This is a genomic window from Myxococcus hansupus, assembly GCF_000280925.3.
GTDB lineage: Bacteria > Myxococcota > Myxococcia > Myxococcales > Myxococcaceae > Myxococcus > Myxococcus hansupus.
On the sequence record NZ_CP012109.1, the window covers coordinates 3247278 to 3263065 of the forward strand.

Here is a 15788-nt window from a genome sequence, read left to right on the forward strand (position 1 = left end):
GGCGTGCTCAGGCGGAGGATTGGGCCCCGGTTGATGGGGGCGCTTGCGCCGCCTGGGCCAGCAGGGCGCGGACCTCGTCGTCTTCCGTCTGGTCGAAGTCGCGGTACCACAGGCCCACGGAATAGAACGGCTCCGGCATCCGCACGCAGATGATCCGGTCGGCCACCAGGGCGAGGCTCGTGCACGAGTCCGCCGCGGCCACGGGCACCGCGACGACAATGGCGGCAGGTTCGAGGATTCGCAGCGCCGCCACCGCCGCGCGCATCGTCGTTCCCGTGGCCAGTCCATCGTCCACCAGGATGACGGTGCGGCCGCGCACGTCGGGAGGCGGCCTGCCTTCGCGGTAGCGCTGCTCGCGGCGTTGGAGCTCCAGCGCTTCGCGCCGTGCGGTGGCCTCAATCTGGTCGCGGCGGATGTTCAGTTCGTCCACGACCTCGCGGTTGAGCACGCGCATGCCCCCGGAGGCGATGGCGCCCATGGCCAGCTCCTCATGGCCCGGTGTGCCCAGCTTGCGCACGAGGAACACGTCCAGGGGCACACCCAGGCGCCGGGCGACCTCGGCGGCCACGGGAACCCCTCCGCGCGGGAGGGCGAGCACCACGACCCCAGGCCGTCCCGCGTAGTCCCGCAGGTGCTCGGCGAGGGCACGGCCTCCTTCGTAGCGGTCCTGGAACTCGGGTTCGTTCATGCCAGCGCTCCCCGGCGCCCCTGGCTGAGCGAGTGCGCCTTCCAGGAAATTGCGCACCGCCGCGGCCTCGCGGAACAGGCGCTCGCGTCTGAGTCCGGCACGAGCGCCCGTCTGGGTTGCCCCGTCGCCTGCACGACAACGGCGGCGTCACGCTCAGGCGATGATTTCCGGCCGGCCCGGCTGGTTGGGCATGGGCGGGTCGCGGATGCCCGGAGGCTTGATTTCGGGCGGCTGCGGCGGCTCGATTTCGGGCGGTCGCGGCGGGTTGGGAGGCTCCTCCTTGGGAGGCTCCAGCGGCTTCGGAGGCTCGCGTCCGGGCTTCTTGTCGGGATCCGGATCCTTCACGGGGGCGCCGGGCGTCGTTGGCACTTCAGGCATGCAGCGTTGCTCCTCTCGGGTTCGCCAGCCTGGACACAGTGGCCACGCCCGGGCGCTCGGGCACCACCTCCGTTGCCCAGTCAACGCGGCGACCTTCGTGCGCCGGGTCGCTCGGTTGGAAGGCGAGCGCGTTGCACGGACGCGAGCGGCGCAGCCCTTTCCCGTCTGCTGCACCGCGCCATCGCCGCCTTCAGGTTCCGGGGAGCGGATATCGAATCGAGACCTGAGAGGAGAGGAATGATGAAAGCTGCCCTATGGGGAATCGGAGGCGCGGGGCTGGGCCTGGGCCTGATGTACTGGGCGGATCCACGCAGTGGCCGCTGGCGCCGGTCCCATCTTCAAGGCAAGGCGGTGCACGCGGCGCATGAGGCGGGGGGCGCGATGGGCATCGTCGCGCGGGACCTCTCGCAGCGCTCTCGCGGCCTCTATTTCGAGCAGCGCCGCAAGCTGAGGCGAGAATCGGTGGAGGACTTCATCCTGGAAGAACGGGTGCGCTCGGCGCTGGGCCGCGTGTGCTCGCATCCCAGCGCGGTGCGCGTCTCCGCCAGAGACGGCCTCGTGAAACTCGAGGGCGTCATCCTTGGCGACGAGCTGCGGCGGGTGCTTCCCCGTCTCGCCAAGGTGCATGGCGTCCTCGGCCTGGACAACCAACTCATTCCCCATCCGGACGGTGCGGCGCACCCCGCGCTTCAGGGAGGCCTCATGCGCTCAGGTGAAGCGCGAATCTTCCTGCAGGAGCATTGGTCTCCGTCGGAGCGTTTGTTCGGCGCGCTCGGCGGGCTCATGTTGACGGCGTGGGGGCTGGGACGCCGGGGCTTCACGGGAACCGTGGCCGCGCTGGGCGGAGCGCTGCTGGGGGCCCGCTCGTTCACGAACATGGGGATGAAGCAGCTCACCGGCGTGGGGGCCGGACGTCGCGGCATCTCCCTGCACAAGGACATCACGGTGAACGCGCCGGTGGAGGAGGTGTTCGCCTTCTGGCGCGAGATGCAGAACTTCCCCCGGTTCATGACGCACGTGGATGAGGTCATCCCGGGCGCGCAGGGGCGCTCGCATTGGAAGGTGCGCGGCCCGGCGGGGCTGCACTTCGAATGGGATGCCGTCGTCACGAAGTTCGAGCCCAACAAGGTGCTGGCGTGGAAGAGCGTGGAGGGCACGGCGGTGGAGAACCTGGGGATCATCCACTTCGAGCCCACGGCCAGCGGCGGGACGCGAGTGGACATCCGCATGGCGTACAACCCACCCGCGGGCGCCATTGGCCATGCGTTCGCGAAGCTCCTGGGCTCGGACCCCAAGAAGCAGATGGACGATGACCTGCTGCGCTTCAAGTCGCTGTTGGAGCGGGGCAGGGCGACCGGTCGCGAGACGGTGACGCGTGAGCAGCTCGCGCCCCGTCGCATGGAGCGGCGCGACACCACGACGCACTGAGCGAAGCAGCGCGCGGACCACGCGGCTCGTGGTGGGGTGACCTCGCCACGAGCCGTTCGCCTGGGCCGCGCGAATCGCCCCGGCGGTCGGGGCGTGCGACGGGAAACCGACGCCCGGTGTGTCTTGCGTTGACTGAGTGACCAGAATATCGTTTTGGTCATCTGGCATCCGAGCGGCGGACTTCCTCATGTCTCGAAATGACCAGAAAACCGAATGGGTCATGAAGTCCGCGAGGCCGCGGCGACGCCAGGGTGAGCGCGGATGGGGCGTGGCGCTCATCGCCTTCGTGTTCGCGACGGGCGTGGCGCGCGCGGACCCGCCTGAAGCGTCTCCGTTCGAGCCGGTGCCTCAAGGGAGCGCGTACTCCCTCACAGTCAGCGGCGCGGTGTCGTTGGGGCCTACGAAGCCGGCTTTCTCGCGTATGCGGCTCGCACCGCTCGCTCCGGCGGCGTGGAGCACATGCGCCTGCTGACGGGCGCTTCGGCAGGCAGCCTCAACGTGCTGCTGGCCGTCCTCGCCGCGTGTGGCGAAGCCGCGCCGGGGGCGCCCGCGCAGTCCCTGTTCTGGGAGACGTGGATTCCGGTGGGGTATGGCCAGCTCTACGTTCCCGAGGAGGTGACGCCGCTGGGCGTCTTCTCGCGAGCGTGGCTGGAGTCCCAGGCGCGTCGCATCGAGGACGCGTGGAATCGGGGGCTCACGCCGGCCTGTGACGTGGTGCTGGGCGTGTCGGTCACGCGCGTCGAGCCGCGCCTGGTCCCCGTGGCGGGTGGGCGCATGTCGCTGCCTCGCATGGAGGAGAAGTTCGCCCTGCGCATCCAGGGGCGGGGCCCGGGTCGACCACCTCGGGTGACGAACTACACCACGCCGCTCAGCACGCGGCGCGAGCCACTGCTCGTCACTGATGCGCGAGGCGAGGTCGCCTTCGAGCAGGTGCGCGACCTGGTCCTCGCGTCCATGGCGTTCCCGGTGGCGTTTCCGCCCAAGGCGCTGGCCACCTGCGCGGCGGGCGCGACGGCCCGTGCGGGCGTGTGCCTGGCGGACGAGGCCCAGGTGGCCGACTACGTGGACGGAGGCATCTTCGACAACACGCCGCTGCGGCTGGCCGTGGGGCTCGCGCGCGATGGGCTCGTCTCCGGGAAGGATGGCGGTGTTCCTCGGTGGCGCGACGTGCCCGAGCCCGGTGGCAGACGCTCTCCCTCCGACGTGTTCTTCGCCTTCCTCGACCCGGACGCCGCCGAGTATCCCGTGGCGCCCGGCCCCCAGACACCCCGGGCGGAGCTCCACCTGCCTCAACTGCTGGGCGGGGTGCTCGCGTCCTTCGTCGACACGGCGAGGTCGAAGGAGCTGGCGCTGCTGTTGGAGGAAGAGCCCGACATCGCCCGGCGGCTGGCCCTTCCTCGGCGGCACTTTCCGGCCGCGGGTGCGCCGCTGGCCGCGTTTCTCGGCTTCTTCGAGACGGCCTTTCGCGGCTTCGACTTCCACCTGGGGATGTATGACGCGCGAGCCCTGTACACCCAGGCGGCCGACGGAGGCTTCGGCGTCATCGAGGCGCTCGATGGGACGGAGCCCTCGCCCCTGGCCTGCATGAGCGCCGTCTACGACAGTCTGCCGGGAGCAGAGATGGTGTGTGCCGGCGAGGCGCTGGCCGACTTCCGCATCCTGCTCCAGGTGTCGATCGACCGGCTCTATGCCGTGTGCCACGACGCGACGGGAGCGTCCGATGCGCGCGGCTGGCGGAATGCGCAGTGCGCTCGCGCCGCGGCGGGTGGCGCGCCGCCACGCGTTCCCGGCGTCACCCCGGAGCGATGGCCGGACTGGCGGCGGGGGGCGCAGGAACTCGAGCTCGTGCACACCCTCCGGTTGCTGGGCGCCTATGGCTTTCATTTCACCGACCTGGGGGTTCCCCCGGGACGTGATGACCTGGCGCTGCTTCGCATCCGTCAGGTCCTGGGGCGCGCGGTGAAGCAGCTCGCCGACGTGCAGCCCGGCGACGGACAGTCGGCGGTCGAGTTCGCCGGGAAGCTGGTGGCCGACACCATCGCCTACGAGCCCCCAGGGACTTCGTTGCACCTGGTGATGGGGCCGACCCTCACCGAGGTGGGGGTGAGCCTTGGCACCGACGCGCCCGCGATTCCCCAGGGGCTGCGGCTGACCGGGGCGTTGGGGTTGCGCGGCTTGCAGCGCGTGTTCTCTTCGGGCGGTGGAGAACACTTCGCGTGGGTCGTGGTGGCGGGCCCCGAATACCGGCCCGCCTCGCTCCAGGCGGCGTTCGTCCAGGGGCGGCTCGCGCTGCGTGGCGGCTGGCAGTTCAGCACGCGGGAGCACTCGAGCCGCGAGGACTGCGGCGCGGCGGGGGTCAGCGCATGTTCGCGCCCCGTGGTGCAGGCGCTCCTGGGGGCGACGTTCCTGGAGCGCTTCCGGGTGCAGGTGGTCGGTGAGTGGTACCCGCCATCGCGAGGCAGCCGGGGACTGTGGGCCATTGCACCAGGCATCGGCTTGGAGTTGAGCCCGTGAGGCCTCGTGGACAGATTCAGCGTGGGGACGACAGCTCCCACATGCGAGGTGATGGCGTGACGGATGCCGTTCAGCGCGAACAGTCGCCCACGGGAGCTGCCTCACCCGCGGATGGTCCTCTGGCAGGGGAGGGCGAGGTCCTCTTCGAGCGTGACGGCATGCAGGTCACGACGCAGCGCGTGGTCATGAATGGCAAGAGCTGGGGCCTGGAGCACGTCTGCGGCGTCACGGTGTTGTTCCAGCGGCCCACGGCCCGCTCGATGCGCGGCGTCGCCCTGTTCGCGGGGGCGCTGATGTTGATCGACCTGCTCGTGCAGGGCCCTCTGGCGGCGGCCCGCTCCAACGGGAGCGTGGGCGGCGTGGTGTTCAGCGTGGCGGCGCTCGTGGGCTACGCGGCCCTGGCGTGGCGCGTGCTCCACGCCGAACACGTCTACATCTGGCTGCACACCCGCTTCAGCTCGCAGATGGTGTACCGAGGCCGCTCCTCGGAGATGACGCGCGCGCTGACGCACTCGCTGCGCACGGTCGTGCGGACCGGTCCCCGCCAAGGGGTCATCTGAGACGGCTTGTTGTGACCGGATGACCAGGATATCAGGCCAGTCAATGAGTTCGAGCCCGCGCACCGCCATTCTCGACGCCGCCGGCGAAGTCTTCGCTCGCTTCGGCTTCAAGAAGGCTTCTGTCGAGGACATCGCCCGCCGTGCCGGCGTGGGCAAGGGCAGCATCTACTTGCACTTCGAGAGCAAGGAATCGCTGTTCGAGGCGAGCCTTCAGGTCTCGCATGCCCATGCGCTCTCCGAGCTGGAGGCGAGCATCCGCGGTGTCTCGACGCCGGAGGCTCAGGTCCGCGCCTTCATCGAGTGCAAGCGGCTGCAATCCACGCGAGGGCCCATGGGGCACCGCATCGAATTGGGAACGCTCTTCGAGTTGGGCGCCCAGGCCGCCAACTACGTGCCGCGCATGCGGGAAGCCGAGGCCCGGATCCTGGCGCGCGTCATTGAAGACGGCGTGGCGCAGGGGGTGTTCGTCGCGGCGCAGCCCTTTCGGGTGGCGCTGGGCTTCGTGGAGCTCCTCATGATGCTCACCGTCCGGACGATGACGCAGCTCCCCGACGCCCCGGACACACAAGCGCTGGATGCCTGCTTCGAGGTGTTCATCCGCGGACTCGTGGCCAGGACCGCTCCTGCTCGCGGCAAGCGCTGACCTTCCACCGGGAGCGCCCTGGCAGAATGCCTCCGAAGGCACGTCGGGCAGGAGGCACGATGCGACTCGATCTCGCGGATCTTCATTTGTTCCTGTGCATCGTGGATGCGGGGAGCATCACGCAAGGCGCTCAGCGCGCGCACCTGACGTTGGCCTCCGCCAGCGAGCGTCTTCGGAGCATCGAAGAGGATGTCGGCGTCAAGCTGCTCGAACGGCGTCCCCGAGGTGTGGTCACCACGGAGGCGGGGGACGCCCTGGCACAGCACGCCCGGTTGCTCCTCCAGCAGCAGGCACTGATGAAGGACGCGTTGAACGCGTTCGTTGCAGGCCGGCGAGGCACCCTCCGGCTCGACGCGAACACCGCCGCGCTGACGGAGTTCCTGCCGGAGAAGCTGGCCCACTGGCTGGTCCGGCATCCGCAGTTGAATGTCGAGCTGCGAGAGCGGACCAGCGTGGACATCGTCAAGGCTGTCGAGGCGGGGTTCGCGGAGGCAGGGCTGATCTCGGATGCCGTGGACACGGGGGACCTGCAGGTGCGTCCGGTCGCACCGGAACCCCTGGTGCTCATCGTGCCATGCGGACATCCGCTCGCGACTTCCCAGGGCCTCGCGTTGCGCGACGTCCACCGCGAGCCCTTCGTCGGCTTGTTCCCCGAGAGCGCACTGCAGGAGCACATCTCCGAGCAGGCCCGAATCGCGGGGCTCGAGCTGTCCTTCCGCGTCCGGATGAAGGACTTTCGCGGCGTGTGCGAAATGGTGGCCCACGGCGTGGGGATGGGCATCGTCCCGGCCAGCGTCGCCTTGCGGCAGGCCCGTGAGGGTGCGTATCGCAGCGTGCCGCTCGCCGATGCCTGGGCGCGCCGGCGCTTGTGTGTCTGCGTCAGGGACTGGGACAGCCTGTCGGTTCCGGTTCGTGACCTGCTGAATCACCTGCTCGCGGACGCGGAGGCCTGAGCGGCGCTCACAGCGTCCTACGTGAGTGCTCGCGCGCGGTTTCGACGAAGAGCCGCAACGGGACCGAGCGCTGCGACCGGCTGGGGTAGTAGAGGAAGAAGCCGGGCACCGTCGGTGCGTATGCCTCGAGCACCCGCACGAGGCGCTGCTCCCGAATCAGCGGCAGCACCGTGGGTTCGAACGCGTAGGCGAGCCCCAGCCCTTCGCCCGCGAGCGCGACGGTGGTGGCACCGTCGTTGGTGATGACGCCGCCCCTCACGGGCACGCGCCAGTTCCTGCGCCCCTTTTCGAACTCCCACGCATAGAGCGCTCCGGTGGACTGCATGCGGAACGTGATGCACTCGTGGCGCAGCAGGTCCTCGGGCCGCTGCGGGACGCCGTGGCGTTCGAAGTATCCAGGGGTGCCCACGATGACGAAGCGGAAGGCATCGGTGAGGCGGACTTGCACCATGTCCCGCTCAATGGCTTCGCTCAGGCGCACGCCCGCGTCATAGCCCTCGGCGACGATGTCCACGAAGCGCTCGTCGACGACGACCTCCACGTCCACGCGAGGATGGCGTTCGCGGAAGATGGGCAGGACGGGCGTGATGAGAAATGGCACCGCCGCGCGGGAGACCGAAAGCCTGAGCTTGCCCACGGCCTCGCCCGGTTGTGCGGACACCTGCTGGAGCGCGGCCATGGCCTGGCTCAAGGCCGGGCCCGCGCCGTCCACCAGCCTTCGTCCCGCTTCCGTCAGCGACACACTGCGCGTCGTGCGCGTGAGGAGGACCACGCGCAGTTGTTCCTCGAGCTGTCGCACGGACTGGCTCACCGCCGCCGTGGACACCCCCAGCGAACGCGCCGCGCCGCTGAAGCTGCGTTGGCGAGCCACCTCGAGAAACACCTGCAGTTGCGGGAGGACGGCGGTTTTCATGGTCGTGGCGCCGGAGCTTACTTTCTCCAGACAGCCTCAATGGCCGGACGTGGGGGCTTCATTCTCAACCAGCACTTAACAGCCCATTCGCCAACAGCCCCCTAGTGGCGCGGCGCGTGGGCACGTACCTCATTCGCAGCGGGCCGCCAGGGCGCCGTTCCGCTTCGAGAGGACCCTGCGCCGGACATCCAGAAACGGAGGATGGACATGAAGCTGCTCGGCACCGCGCTCGTTTCATTGCCCCTGCTCGGGGTTGCTCTCGCTCAAGCGGGTAATCGGAGTGACGCGGGAGCGCCCTCGCCGCGAGCGTCGCAGCCGCTGCTTCACGTCACGCGGAGCGGGGCTCAGCCCTCCGCCAAGGGGCCCGCCGAGAACTTCACCGGGACGGTGCGTGTCGACCCGTTGTTCCCTGCGCGCGCTCCGGCACGCACCTCGGGGGCCTTGGTCACCTTCGAGCCGGGCGCTCGTTCCGCATGGCATACACACCCGCTGGGGCAGACGCTGGTCGTGACCTCGGGCCTTGGCCGGGTGCAAGCGTGGGGCGGCGCGGTCGAGGAGATTCGGCCGGGAGACGTGGTGTGGATTCCTCCGGGCCAGAAGCACTGGCACGGCGCTTCGCCCACCACCGCCATGAGCCACATGGCCATCCAGGAAGCGCTCGACGGGAAGGTCGTCGAGTGGATGGAGAAGGTCTCCGACGCGCAGTACGCCGTACACCCTGGCGCGGGCGGTGCTCCGTGATGAAGCCTCGGCACGCGCTCATCCTCTGCGCTGCGATGGCGGCATCGTTCCTGGGGGGCCTTGCCTTCGCGGGGAAGGCCGCGGTCCCGGTCGTGCGAATCGCGGAGCTCGAAATCGACCCGGCGCAACTCGACGCCTATCAGGCCGCCGTCAAGGAGGAGATGGCGACCTCGGTGCGCATCGAGCCTGGGGTGCTGGCCATCTACGCCGTGGCGGAAAAGGCGCATCCCAACCGTCTCAGGTTCTTCGAGATGTACGCGGATGAGGCTGCGTACAGGTCCCATCTGGCGTCGCCGCATTTCCAGAAGTACGTCAAGACGACCCAGCAGATGATTCTGTCTCGAAAGCTGATTGAGACAGTGCCTGTCCTGCTGGCCACGAATCCCCGGTGAGGCAAGGTCGACTCCCTCACCCGGCTTCATCCCGCTGGGCAAGCTGGCTTCGAGCGTGGAGGTGTTCAATGTGCCTTGAAAGGTCAGGGTGGCGCTTGCGTTGGCGAAGGGCCTGGGGCGTCGCCGCGCTCGGGCTGTTCGGGGCGTTGCCCGCGTGTGCTCACAGGGAAGGGACGGGCTTCATGCCGCGAGAACCATCGGTGTCCGAAGTGCCGGCATTGGAAGACCTTCGTCGGGTGTCTCCAGCGCTGGAGCATTACACGCGGGAGCGGCTGCTCGGTGAGCTGTGGACGCGTCCGGACTTGTCTGCGCGAGACCGGAGCCTCGTGACGCTCGCGACCGTGATTGCGCGGAACCAGTCCACCGCGATGGCGGCCTATTTCGGACGGGCGCTTGATAGTGGTGTCGAGCCGGGTGAACTCTCGGAGTTGGTGACGCACCTCGCGTTCTACGCCGGTTGGGGTAACGCCATGGGAGCGGTGGGCGTCGTGAAGGACACGTTCGCGGCGCGTGGCATCACCGCCGAGCAGCTCCCTCCGGCGGTGGGTGAGCTGCTTCCGTTGAACGAGGCCGCGGAGGCCCAGCGCGCGGAGCGGGTCGGGAAGGACTTTGGCGCGGTCGCGCCCGGCGTGGTGCAGTACACCACCGAGCTGTTGTTCCGAGATTTGTGGCTTCGCCCGGGGCTCGCGCCGCGAGACCGAAGCCTGGTGACTGTCAGCGCGCTCATCTCCGCGGGGCAGGTCGCGCAGGTCCCCTATCACCTCAACAGGGCCATGGATAATGGCCTGACGAAGGCGCAGGTGTCCGAGATGATGACGCACCTGGCGTTCTACGCGGGGTGGCCGAACGTCTTCTCCGCGTTGCCCGTGGTCAAGGACGTCCTGGAGAAGCGGCCGGACTGACGGCGCGGTCGCTGGGAGATGCCTCGCGCGCAATCCTTGCGCGCCTTGCACCGTGCTCCGACGCATGCGCAAAGCTTGCGCCCGTGAAGCGCATTCAACGGCTGAAGCCTGTTGGCGCGCAGCTTGCTGAAACGGTCAGGCAAGAGGCTCTCTTCATGGCAAGTCGCGCCGCGGGGCAGGCGCTTCACGACAGGTGCTTGACGGAGGTCGTTCATCCCTGCCCGAAGTTCCTGCTCCCAGGCGTTCCGCGCGGTTAGTCTCTCTCCCCAGGACTCATGGCGGAAACCTTGTTCGAGGAATTGAAGCGGTACGTGGGTTTCAGCTCGGCCGACGAGCAGGCTCTCGTGACCTTGCACGCCACCGCGAAGCCGCACTTTCCGCGCATCGCGCGCCTCTTCTACGACCGCATCCTGGAGCACGAGGGCGCCCGCCAGGCGCTCGAAGGGGGCGAGAGTCAGGTCGGGCACCTGCGCGGCACGCTCCAGGTATGGATGGACCAGCTTCTCCGAGGTCCCTGGGACGAGGCCTACTTCGCGCTGCGCTGCCGCATTGGCCGCATGCACGTGCGCATCGCGCTGCCGCAGCACTACATGTTCGGCGCCATGAACGTCCTGCGGCAGGAGTTCAACGGCATCATCGACGCCTCCTACCTGGAGCAGCCCGCCGCGCTCTTCGCCGCGCGCGGCGCGGTGGGGAAGATTCTGGACCTGGAGCTGGCCATCATGCTCCACACGTACCGGGAGGACCTGCTCGCGCAGCAAGCACGCAGCGAGCGCCTGTCCACCTTCGGCCAGCTCGTGGGCTCCATTGGCCATGAGCTGCGCAACCCGCTGGGCGTCATCGAGACGTCGCTCTACATCCTGCGCGGACGTCCCGGCGCGGTGGATGAGCGCACCACCAAGCACCTGGACCGCATTGGCGACCAGGTGGGCATCGCCAACCGCATTGTCTCTGACCTGCTGGACATGATTCGGGACCGGCCCCTGCATCGGCAGGAGGTGTGGTTGGACGAGGTCTGGCAGGAGGCGCTCCGGTCCGTGCAGCGGCCCGACACCGTCACGGTGAGCGAGGAGGGCCTGGCCACGTTGCCAGCGGTGCAGGGGGACGCGGGGCAGTTGCGGCAGGTGTTCGTGAACCTGCTGGACAATGCCGTCCAGGCGCTCGAGGAGACGGGCGGCACCGTGTCGCTGGTGGCCAGCGGGAACGAGCCGGGCTTCGTCGAGCTGGTGCTGGAGGACTCCGGCCCTGGCGTCAGTGACACCATCCGCCGCCGACTCTTCGAGCCGTTGATGACCACGAAGGCGCGGGGCATCGGGCTCGGGCTGCCGCTGGTCAAGCGCATCCTGGAGCGTCACGGTGGCTCCATCGCGTATGTCCCGCGTCCTGGCGCGGGAGCGCGTTTCGTCATCCGGCTTCCCCTCATCGCGTCGGAGGAGACGCATGCGCCAGTACCTCCTGTTGGATGACAACCGGGCGTTCGCGGAGAACCTCGCGGAGATTCTCCGGGACGCGGGGGACGAGGCCACGGTGGTCACCCGCGGTGACGAAGCCGTGCGCCTGGCGCGCACGACGCGCTTCGACGCCCTGCTCACGGACATGCGGATGCCCGGCATGAGCGGCGCGGACGCGGTGCAGCAGCTCCGCCGCGTGGACCCGGGGCTCGCCGCCGTGGTCATCACCGCCTACCCGCGGCAGGACGACCTGGAGACGGCGCGGCGCGAGGGCCTGCTCGCGGTGCTCCCCAAGCCCGTCCCCATCCCCACGCTGGTGGAGCTGCTGTCCGGCGCGCGCCGGGATGGCCTCGTGGTCCTCGTGGAGGACGACCCCGCGCTGAGCGACAACCTGGCGGAGCTGCTGCGCGGACGCGGCTTCTCGTGCGTGACGGCGGCGTCGGTGTTGGATGCGGACCGCATCCTCTGTGCCCAGCCCTTCGCGGCGCTGGTGGACCTGCGCGTGCCTGGGGGCCCGGATGGCGAGGCACTGAGGCGGCTGCGCGCGCGCTATCCGCGCCTGCCCGCCTTCGTCATCACCGCGTACCCGAATGCCTCGCTCGTGCAGGACGCCGCGGGCGTCTTCTCCAAACCCTTCGACCCTGGGACGTTGCTGGCGGTGCTGGAAACAGCGCACGCGGCCCGGCCCGCCCACGCCTCATGAGTGAGCCCCACGCTCCGTCCCCGCCCACGGTCCTCGTGGTGGATGACAACGCGGCGTTCCTGGACAACCTGGAGGAGCTGCTCGGGGACGCCGGCTACACCGTCCGGGGGGCGTCGAACTGCAAGGCGGCGCATGAGCGCGCGCGGGAAGGCTTCGATGTGGCGCTGGTGGACCTGCGCCTGCCGGATGGCGACGGCACGGCCCTGGCCGCGGAGCTGAAGGCCGCGTCACCGGACTCGGAGGTCGTGCTGCTCACGGGCTTCGCCACGCTGGAGACGGCCGTCGCGGCCGTGCGCGCGGGCGCGTGTGCCTACCTGATGAAGCCCTGCGCGCCGCAGGAGCTGCTGCTCACCCTGGAGCAGGCCATGCGTCAGGTGCGCCTGCACGGGGAGAAGCGCGAGCTGGCGCGGCGCGCGCAGATGACGGAGAAGCTGGCGGCGGTGGGGACGATGACGGCGGGCCTGTCCCACGAAATCCGCAACCCGCTGAACGCGGCGGCGCTCCAGCTCTCCGTGTTGGAGCGTCGCCTGCGGCGGTTGCCGGACGGCCAGCAGGCCCCCTTGCTGGAGCCCCTGCTGCTCGTCCGCGACGAAATCCGCCGCCTGGACCACATCCTGGAGGACTTCCTCCAGTTCGCGAGGCCCCGTGAGTTCCGGCCCGCCTCCGTGGACGTGAATGAGTTGCTCCGGCGCGTGGTGGACCTGCTGAGCGGGCAGGCCGCGTCACGCAAGGTGACGTTGGAGCTCACGGCGCGGGAGGCCGCCGTGCCCCCGGTGGCGGGGGAGGAGGAGCGGCTGCGTCAGGTGCTCATCAACCTGTGCCTCAACGCGCTGGAGGCCACGCCTTCGGGGGGACAGGTGACGCTCTCCGCGGGACAGGAGGGCGGGCGTGTCTGGCTCACCGTGGACGACAGCGGCCCCGGGGTGCCTCAGGCCGTCCGGGACCGCATCTTCGAGCCCTTCTTCACCACGAAGGCCCAGGGCTCCGGGCTGGGGCTCTCCATCGTCCACGCCATCGTCACCCAGCATGGCGGCTCGTTGGAGGTGGACGCCGCGCCAGGCGGCGGCGCCCGCTTCGTCCTCCGCCTGCCGCTCGCGGGTTAGCGCGTCGCCGTCGGGCTGTGGAAGACGAAGGCGTCGCAGTCGTCGCAGTCCAGCGTGTTCGTGGTGCCCAGCACGTCGGAGAGGTCGAGTCCCGCCACTTGCTTGGACTCGCGCGGGCCGCCACCGGGCTCCTTGGTGAACCAGATGTCGAACACGTACCGCACCGCGACGGGCTTTCCGTCGAGCCTCGCGGGCTCGTAGCGCCACGTGGAGAGCGTGCGGATGACGCCGGCCTCCAACCCCCGCAGTCCCTTGAGGGGCTGGCAGTCCGTCACGGAGCCTTCCGCGGTGATGACGCAGCGAGCGACCACCGCGCCCTTGGGGAACCCGTCCAGGGAGGTCTGCGAACCGTACGCGACGTTGCGGAACTGGATGCGCTCACCCGAGAGGAACCTCGGCGGGGTGATGCCGGGCCGGAGCCGCTTGAGGGGCGGCGGCGCCGTCATGTGCTTGTAGATGGCGTCATACGCGGAGGCGCGGGCGGGCGCGGGCGCGGAGACGACCACCTGGGGCCGCTCGTTGGCGTGTTCGTCGGCGTGCGCGGACGCGGCATTCACCAGGGCGTCGTCGAGGTCTGGCGCGGCGGTGTCGTCCACCACCATCAGCGCGGCGGGTGCGCCGTCGAGGGAGTAGGGGACGCGGGACAGCTCCGTGCGCGCAATCGACCCGGTGTCGGGGATGAGCAGCGGCCCGGTAACCCGGGCGGGGCGCGCCTTCGCGGGGGGCGTGCGTTGCACCTTCTGGGGCGCCGGCGCGGTGAGGGTCCGCGGTCCCGAGGGCTCGAGCCGGGCTTGCGAGGTGAATGACTCCGGCGCGACGAGCAGGTGGTGCATCGGCGCGGTGTTCGACAGCATGCCCGCCGCTTCGGAGCGCACCTCGGGTTGGAGGGCCGTCGGGCCCAGGGGCACCTCGGCGTGCGCCGTCTCCGGAACCTGTGAGGTCGCGAGCGCCACGGCGAGCCCCGCGCCGCCCAGGCCACTGGCGAGCCGCCACGGCCGGCGCGGCGAGCGGGGCTCGGCGGCGGACAGCAACCGGCGGACCCGGGCGAGCAGCGCACCGCCGCCCACGCCGAGCGCGGGGTGGGGCGTCGCGCCGAAGCGCTGCTCCTCGATCATCGCCAGGGCGCGGGCGTACAGCACCACATCCCCGCAGCACTGGACGGCCAGGTCGTCCGCGCAGTGCTCGCGCTCTTCGCGGATGCGGTGGGACAGCCACCACACGGCCGGGTGGTAGAAGAGGAGGGTCTCCACCAAGGACTGGAGCAGGTTGACCAGGTAGTCGTGGCGGCGGATGTGGGCCAGCTCGTGCGCGAGCACGGCCTCGAGCTGCGCGGGTGACAGCCCGGCGATGGCTCCCGCCGGCACGAGGATGAGCGGTCGCCACAGTCCCATCACCATGGGGACGTCGACCCGGGTGGAGGCCAGCATCCGCACGGGCCGCGACAGGCGAACGCGGCTCAACGCGCGCGTCAGGGCCTCACGCCAGGGGGCCGCGGGGGCCTGCGTGTCCCGCCGGGTCATCCGCTGCGTCACCACCCAGGCGACGACGGTGCGCGCCGACAGCAGCAGGACACCGCAGCACCACGCGGGCAGCAGCCAGGGACGGAGGGTTTCGGTCCACGGGACGTCCGCCAGGATGACGCCTTCGCTGGCGACCACCGTCAGCATGCCGGCCTGGGCGAGCGCCTCGAAGGCGCCGGACGTCGCCTCTCGCGTGGCGTCCGCCAGGGCGGCGAGGAAGGTGACCACGGGCAGGAGGGCCATGACCACCAGCCCCAGGCACGCCGTGGCGTAGCGCATCCGGGCGGCGCGCTGCGGCATCAGGGCCAGCAGCCCCGCGACGGCCAGTGCCACCACCGCACCCTGCCAGACGAAGCCGAGCAGGGCCTGTTCCAGGGCGTGGAGATAACGCGCGTCCATCATTTCCCCCGCTTTTCGTGTGCGTCGAGCAGCCGGCGAATCTCCGCCAGCTCCTCGGCGGAAGCGCGCTTCATGGTCAACGCCTGGGCAACGACTGTCATGGCCGAGCCCCCGAATGCCCGGTCCATCAAATCCCGCAGCAGGTCGCGCTGGGTGCGCGTCTCGCTGAGGGCGGCTTCATAGACGTGCGTCCGTTCGCTCTCGTCGCGCTGGACGATGCCCTTCTCCGTCATGTTCTGAAGGAGCTTGAGCACCGTGGTGTAGCCGGTGTCCTTGTCCTGTGTGCCGCGCATCAGCTCATGCACCTGACGGACGGTGCAAGGGCCGTGCTGCCAGAGCACACGGAGGATGGCCAGCTCTGCACGCGTCGGCTGCGGGAGGGCGTGGGTGGTCATGGCGCGGAGTATTACGACGCCCGTCGTACGTGTCAACGACGGGCGTCGTAGATGTCGGTCCCGAACACTGGATGGGCGGCGCCCTCCGTCTGGAGCGCTTCGAGC

The 15788-nt window shown here is 69.9% G+C and carries 15 protein-coding genes and 1 pseudogene; 11 read left to right on the plus strand and 5 right to left on the minus strand.

Going from position 1 to position 15788, the window contains the following annotated elements; genetic code table 11:
- Positions 1 to 7: 7 nt before the first annotated feature.
- Entirely contained in the window at positions 8 to 688 is a 681-nt protein-coding gene (locus A176_RS12735) for a phosphoribosyltransferase (protein WP_002638552.1), read from the minus strand.
- 153 nt (positions 689 to 841) lie between these two features.
- Positions 842 to 1066, minus strand: a complete 225-nt coding sequence (locus A176_RS12740; RefSeq protein WP_002638551.1) for a hypothetical protein — start codon at positions 1064 to 1066, stop codon at positions 842 to 844.
- A gap of 237 nt (positions 1067 to 1303) precedes the next feature.
- Between A176_RS12740 and A176_RS12745 the strand changes: the two genes are divergently transcribed.
- The 5 genes and pseudogenes from A176_RS12745 (at position 1304) to A176_RS12765 (ending at position 7164) form a co-directional block, all read left to right on the plus strand.
- Positions 1304 to 2494, plus strand: a complete 1191-nt coding sequence (locus A176_RS12745; protein ID WP_002638550.1) for an SRPBCC family protein — start codon at positions 1304 to 1306, stop codon at positions 2492 to 2494.
- A 444-nt stretch (positions 2495 to 2938) separates the two neighbouring features.
- Positions 2939 to 5008 (plus strand): annotated as a pseudogene (locus tag A176_RS12750) (patatin-like phospholipase family protein); the annotation flags it as partial.
- Complete coding sequence (locus tag A176_RS39320; RefSeq protein ID WP_193409842.1) at positions 5005 to 5568, plus strand: DUF6232 family protein; 564 nt, start codon at positions 5005 to 5007, stop codon at positions 5566 to 5568. The pseudogene A176_RS12750 and the gene A176_RS39320, both read left to right, overlap by 4 nt.
- Before the next feature lie 43 nt (positions 5569 to 5611).
- Positions 5612 to 6211, plus strand: a complete 600-nt coding sequence (locus tag A176_RS12760) for a TetR/AcrR family transcriptional regulator (protein ID WP_002638547.1) — start codon at positions 5612 to 5614, stop codon at positions 6209 to 6211.
- Between the two features lie 59 nt (positions 6212 to 6270).
- Positions 6271 to 7164: a LysR family transcriptional regulator gene (locus A176_RS12765; RefSeq protein WP_002638546.1), complete on the plus strand. Its 894-nt coding sequence runs from the start codon at positions 6271 to 6273 to the stop codon at positions 7162 to 7164.
- Positions 7165 to 7171: 7 nt separating this feature from the next.
- On the opposite strand, the gene A176_RS12770 is transcribed toward A176_RS12765, so the two are convergent.
- Positions 7172 to 8077, minus strand: coding sequence for a LysR family transcriptional regulator (locus A176_RS12770; protein WP_044889106.1), 906 nt, complete (start codon positions 8075 to 8077; stop codon positions 7172 to 7174).
- A gap of 207 nt (positions 8078 to 8284) precedes the next feature.
- On the opposite strand from A176_RS12770, the gene A176_RS12775 reads away from it, so the two are divergent.
- The 6 genes from A176_RS12775 (at position 8285) to A176_RS12800 (ending at position 13369) form a co-directional block, all read left to right on the plus strand.
- Positions 8285 to 8818, plus strand: a complete 534-nt coding sequence (locus A176_RS12775) for a (R)-mandelonitrile lyase (RefSeq protein ID WP_002638544.1) — start codon at positions 8285 to 8287, stop codon at positions 8816 to 8818.
- The gene (locus A176_RS12780) at positions 8818 to 9210 is read left to right on the plus strand and encodes a putative quinol monooxygenase (RefSeq protein WP_002638543.1); all 393 of its coding nucleotides are present in this window, start codon (positions 8818 to 8820) and stop codon (positions 9208 to 9210) included. Before A176_RS12775 ends, A176_RS12780 begins: the two co-directional genes overlap by 1 nt.
- A gap of 182 nt (positions 9211 to 9392) precedes the next feature.
- Entirely contained in the window at positions 9393 to 10112 is a 720-nt protein-coding gene (locus tag A176_RS12785) for a carboxymuconolactone decarboxylase family protein (RefSeq protein WP_044889107.1), read from the plus strand.
- A gap of 275 nt (positions 10113 to 10387) precedes the next feature.
- Positions 10388 to 11578: a sensor histidine kinase gene (locus A176_RS12790; RefSeq protein WP_002638541.1), complete on the plus strand. Its 1191-nt coding sequence runs from the start codon at positions 10388 to 10390 to the stop codon at positions 11576 to 11578.
- Positions 11553 to 12266: a response regulator gene (locus A176_RS12795; RefSeq protein WP_002638540.1), complete on the plus strand. Its 714-nt coding sequence runs from the start codon at positions 11553 to 11555 to the stop codon at positions 12264 to 12266. The genes A176_RS12790 and A176_RS12795 overlap by 26 nt, the downstream gene beginning before the upstream one ends.
- Positions 12263 to 13369 (plus strand): sensor histidine kinase, encoded by a 1107-nt coding sequence (locus tag A176_RS12800; RefSeq protein ID WP_002638539.1) that lies wholly within the window; start codon positions 12263 to 12265, stop codon positions 13367 to 13369. Before A176_RS12795 ends, A176_RS12800 begins: the two co-directional genes overlap by 4 nt.
- On the opposite strand, the gene A176_RS12805 is transcribed toward A176_RS12800, so the two are convergent.
- Together A176_RS12805 and A176_RS12810 are read right to left on the minus strand one after the other, a co-directional pair.
- Positions 13366 to 15291, minus strand: coding sequence for a M56 family metallopeptidase (locus A176_RS12805; RefSeq protein ID WP_002638538.1), 1926 nt, complete (start codon positions 15289 to 15291; stop codon positions 13366 to 13368). The genes A176_RS12800 and A176_RS12805 overlap by 4 nt on opposite strands.
- A complete protein-coding gene (locus A176_RS12810) occupies positions 15288 to 15683 on the minus strand; it encodes a BlaI/MecI/CopY family transcriptional regulator (protein ID WP_002638537.1) in 396 nt (131 codons plus the stop codon). Before A176_RS12810 ends, A176_RS12805 begins: the two co-directional genes overlap by 4 nt.
- Between the last annotated feature and the right edge of the window lie 105 nt (positions 15684 to 15788).

Coding starts and splice junctions, on each gene's coding strand:
- A176_RS12735 (WP_002638552.1), bottom strand. CDS start 688: ATGAACGAACCCGAGTTCCAGGACCGCTACGAAGGAGGCCGTGCCCTC.
- A176_RS12740 (WP_002638551.1), bottom strand. CDS start 1,066: ATGCCTGAAGTGCCAACGACGCCCGGCGCCCCCGTGAAGGATCCGGAT.
- A176_RS12745 (WP_002638550.1), top strand. CDS start 1,304: ATGATGAAAGCTGCCCTATGGGGAATCGGAGGCGCGGGGCTGGGCCTG.
- A176_RS12760 (WP_002638547.1), top strand. CDS start 5,612: ATGAGTTCGAGCCCGCGCACCGCCATTCTCGACGCCGCCGGCGAAGTC.
- A176_RS12765 (WP_002638546.1), top strand. CDS start 6,271: ATGCGACTCGATCTCGCGGATCTTCATTTGTTCCTGTGCATCGTGGAT.
- A176_RS12770 (WP_044889106.1), bottom strand. CDS start 8,077: ATGAAAACCGCCGTCCTCCCGCAACTGCAGGTGTTTCTCGAGGTGGCT.
- A176_RS12775 (WP_002638544.1), top strand. CDS start 8,285: ATGAAGCTGCTCGGCACCGCGCTCGTTTCATTGCCCCTGCTCGGGGTT.
- A176_RS12780 (WP_002638543.1), top strand. CDS start 8,818: ATGAAGCCTCGGCACGCGCTCATCCTCTGCGCTGCGATGGCGGCATCG.
- A176_RS12785 (WP_044889107.1), top strand. CDS start 9,393: ATGCCGCGAGAACCATCGGTGTCCGAAGTGCCGGCATTGGAAGACCTT.
- A176_RS12790 (WP_002638541.1), top strand. CDS start 10,388: ATGGCGGAAACCTTGTTCGAGGAATTGAAGCGGTACGTGGGTTTCAGC.
- A176_RS12795 (WP_002638540.1), top strand. CDS start 11,553: ATGCGCCAGTACCTCCTGTTGGATGACAACCGGGCGTTCGCGGAGAAC.
- A176_RS12800 (WP_002638539.1), top strand. CDS start 12,263: ATGAGTGAGCCCCACGCTCCGTCCCCGCCCACGGTCCTCGTGGTGGAT.
- A176_RS12805 (WP_002638538.1), bottom strand. CDS start 15,291: ATGATGGACGCGCGTTATCTCCACGCCCTGGAACAGGCCCTGCTCGGC.
- A176_RS12810 (WP_002638537.1), bottom strand. CDS start 15,683: ATGACCACCCACGCCCTCCCGCAGCCGACGCGTGCAGAGCTGGCCATC.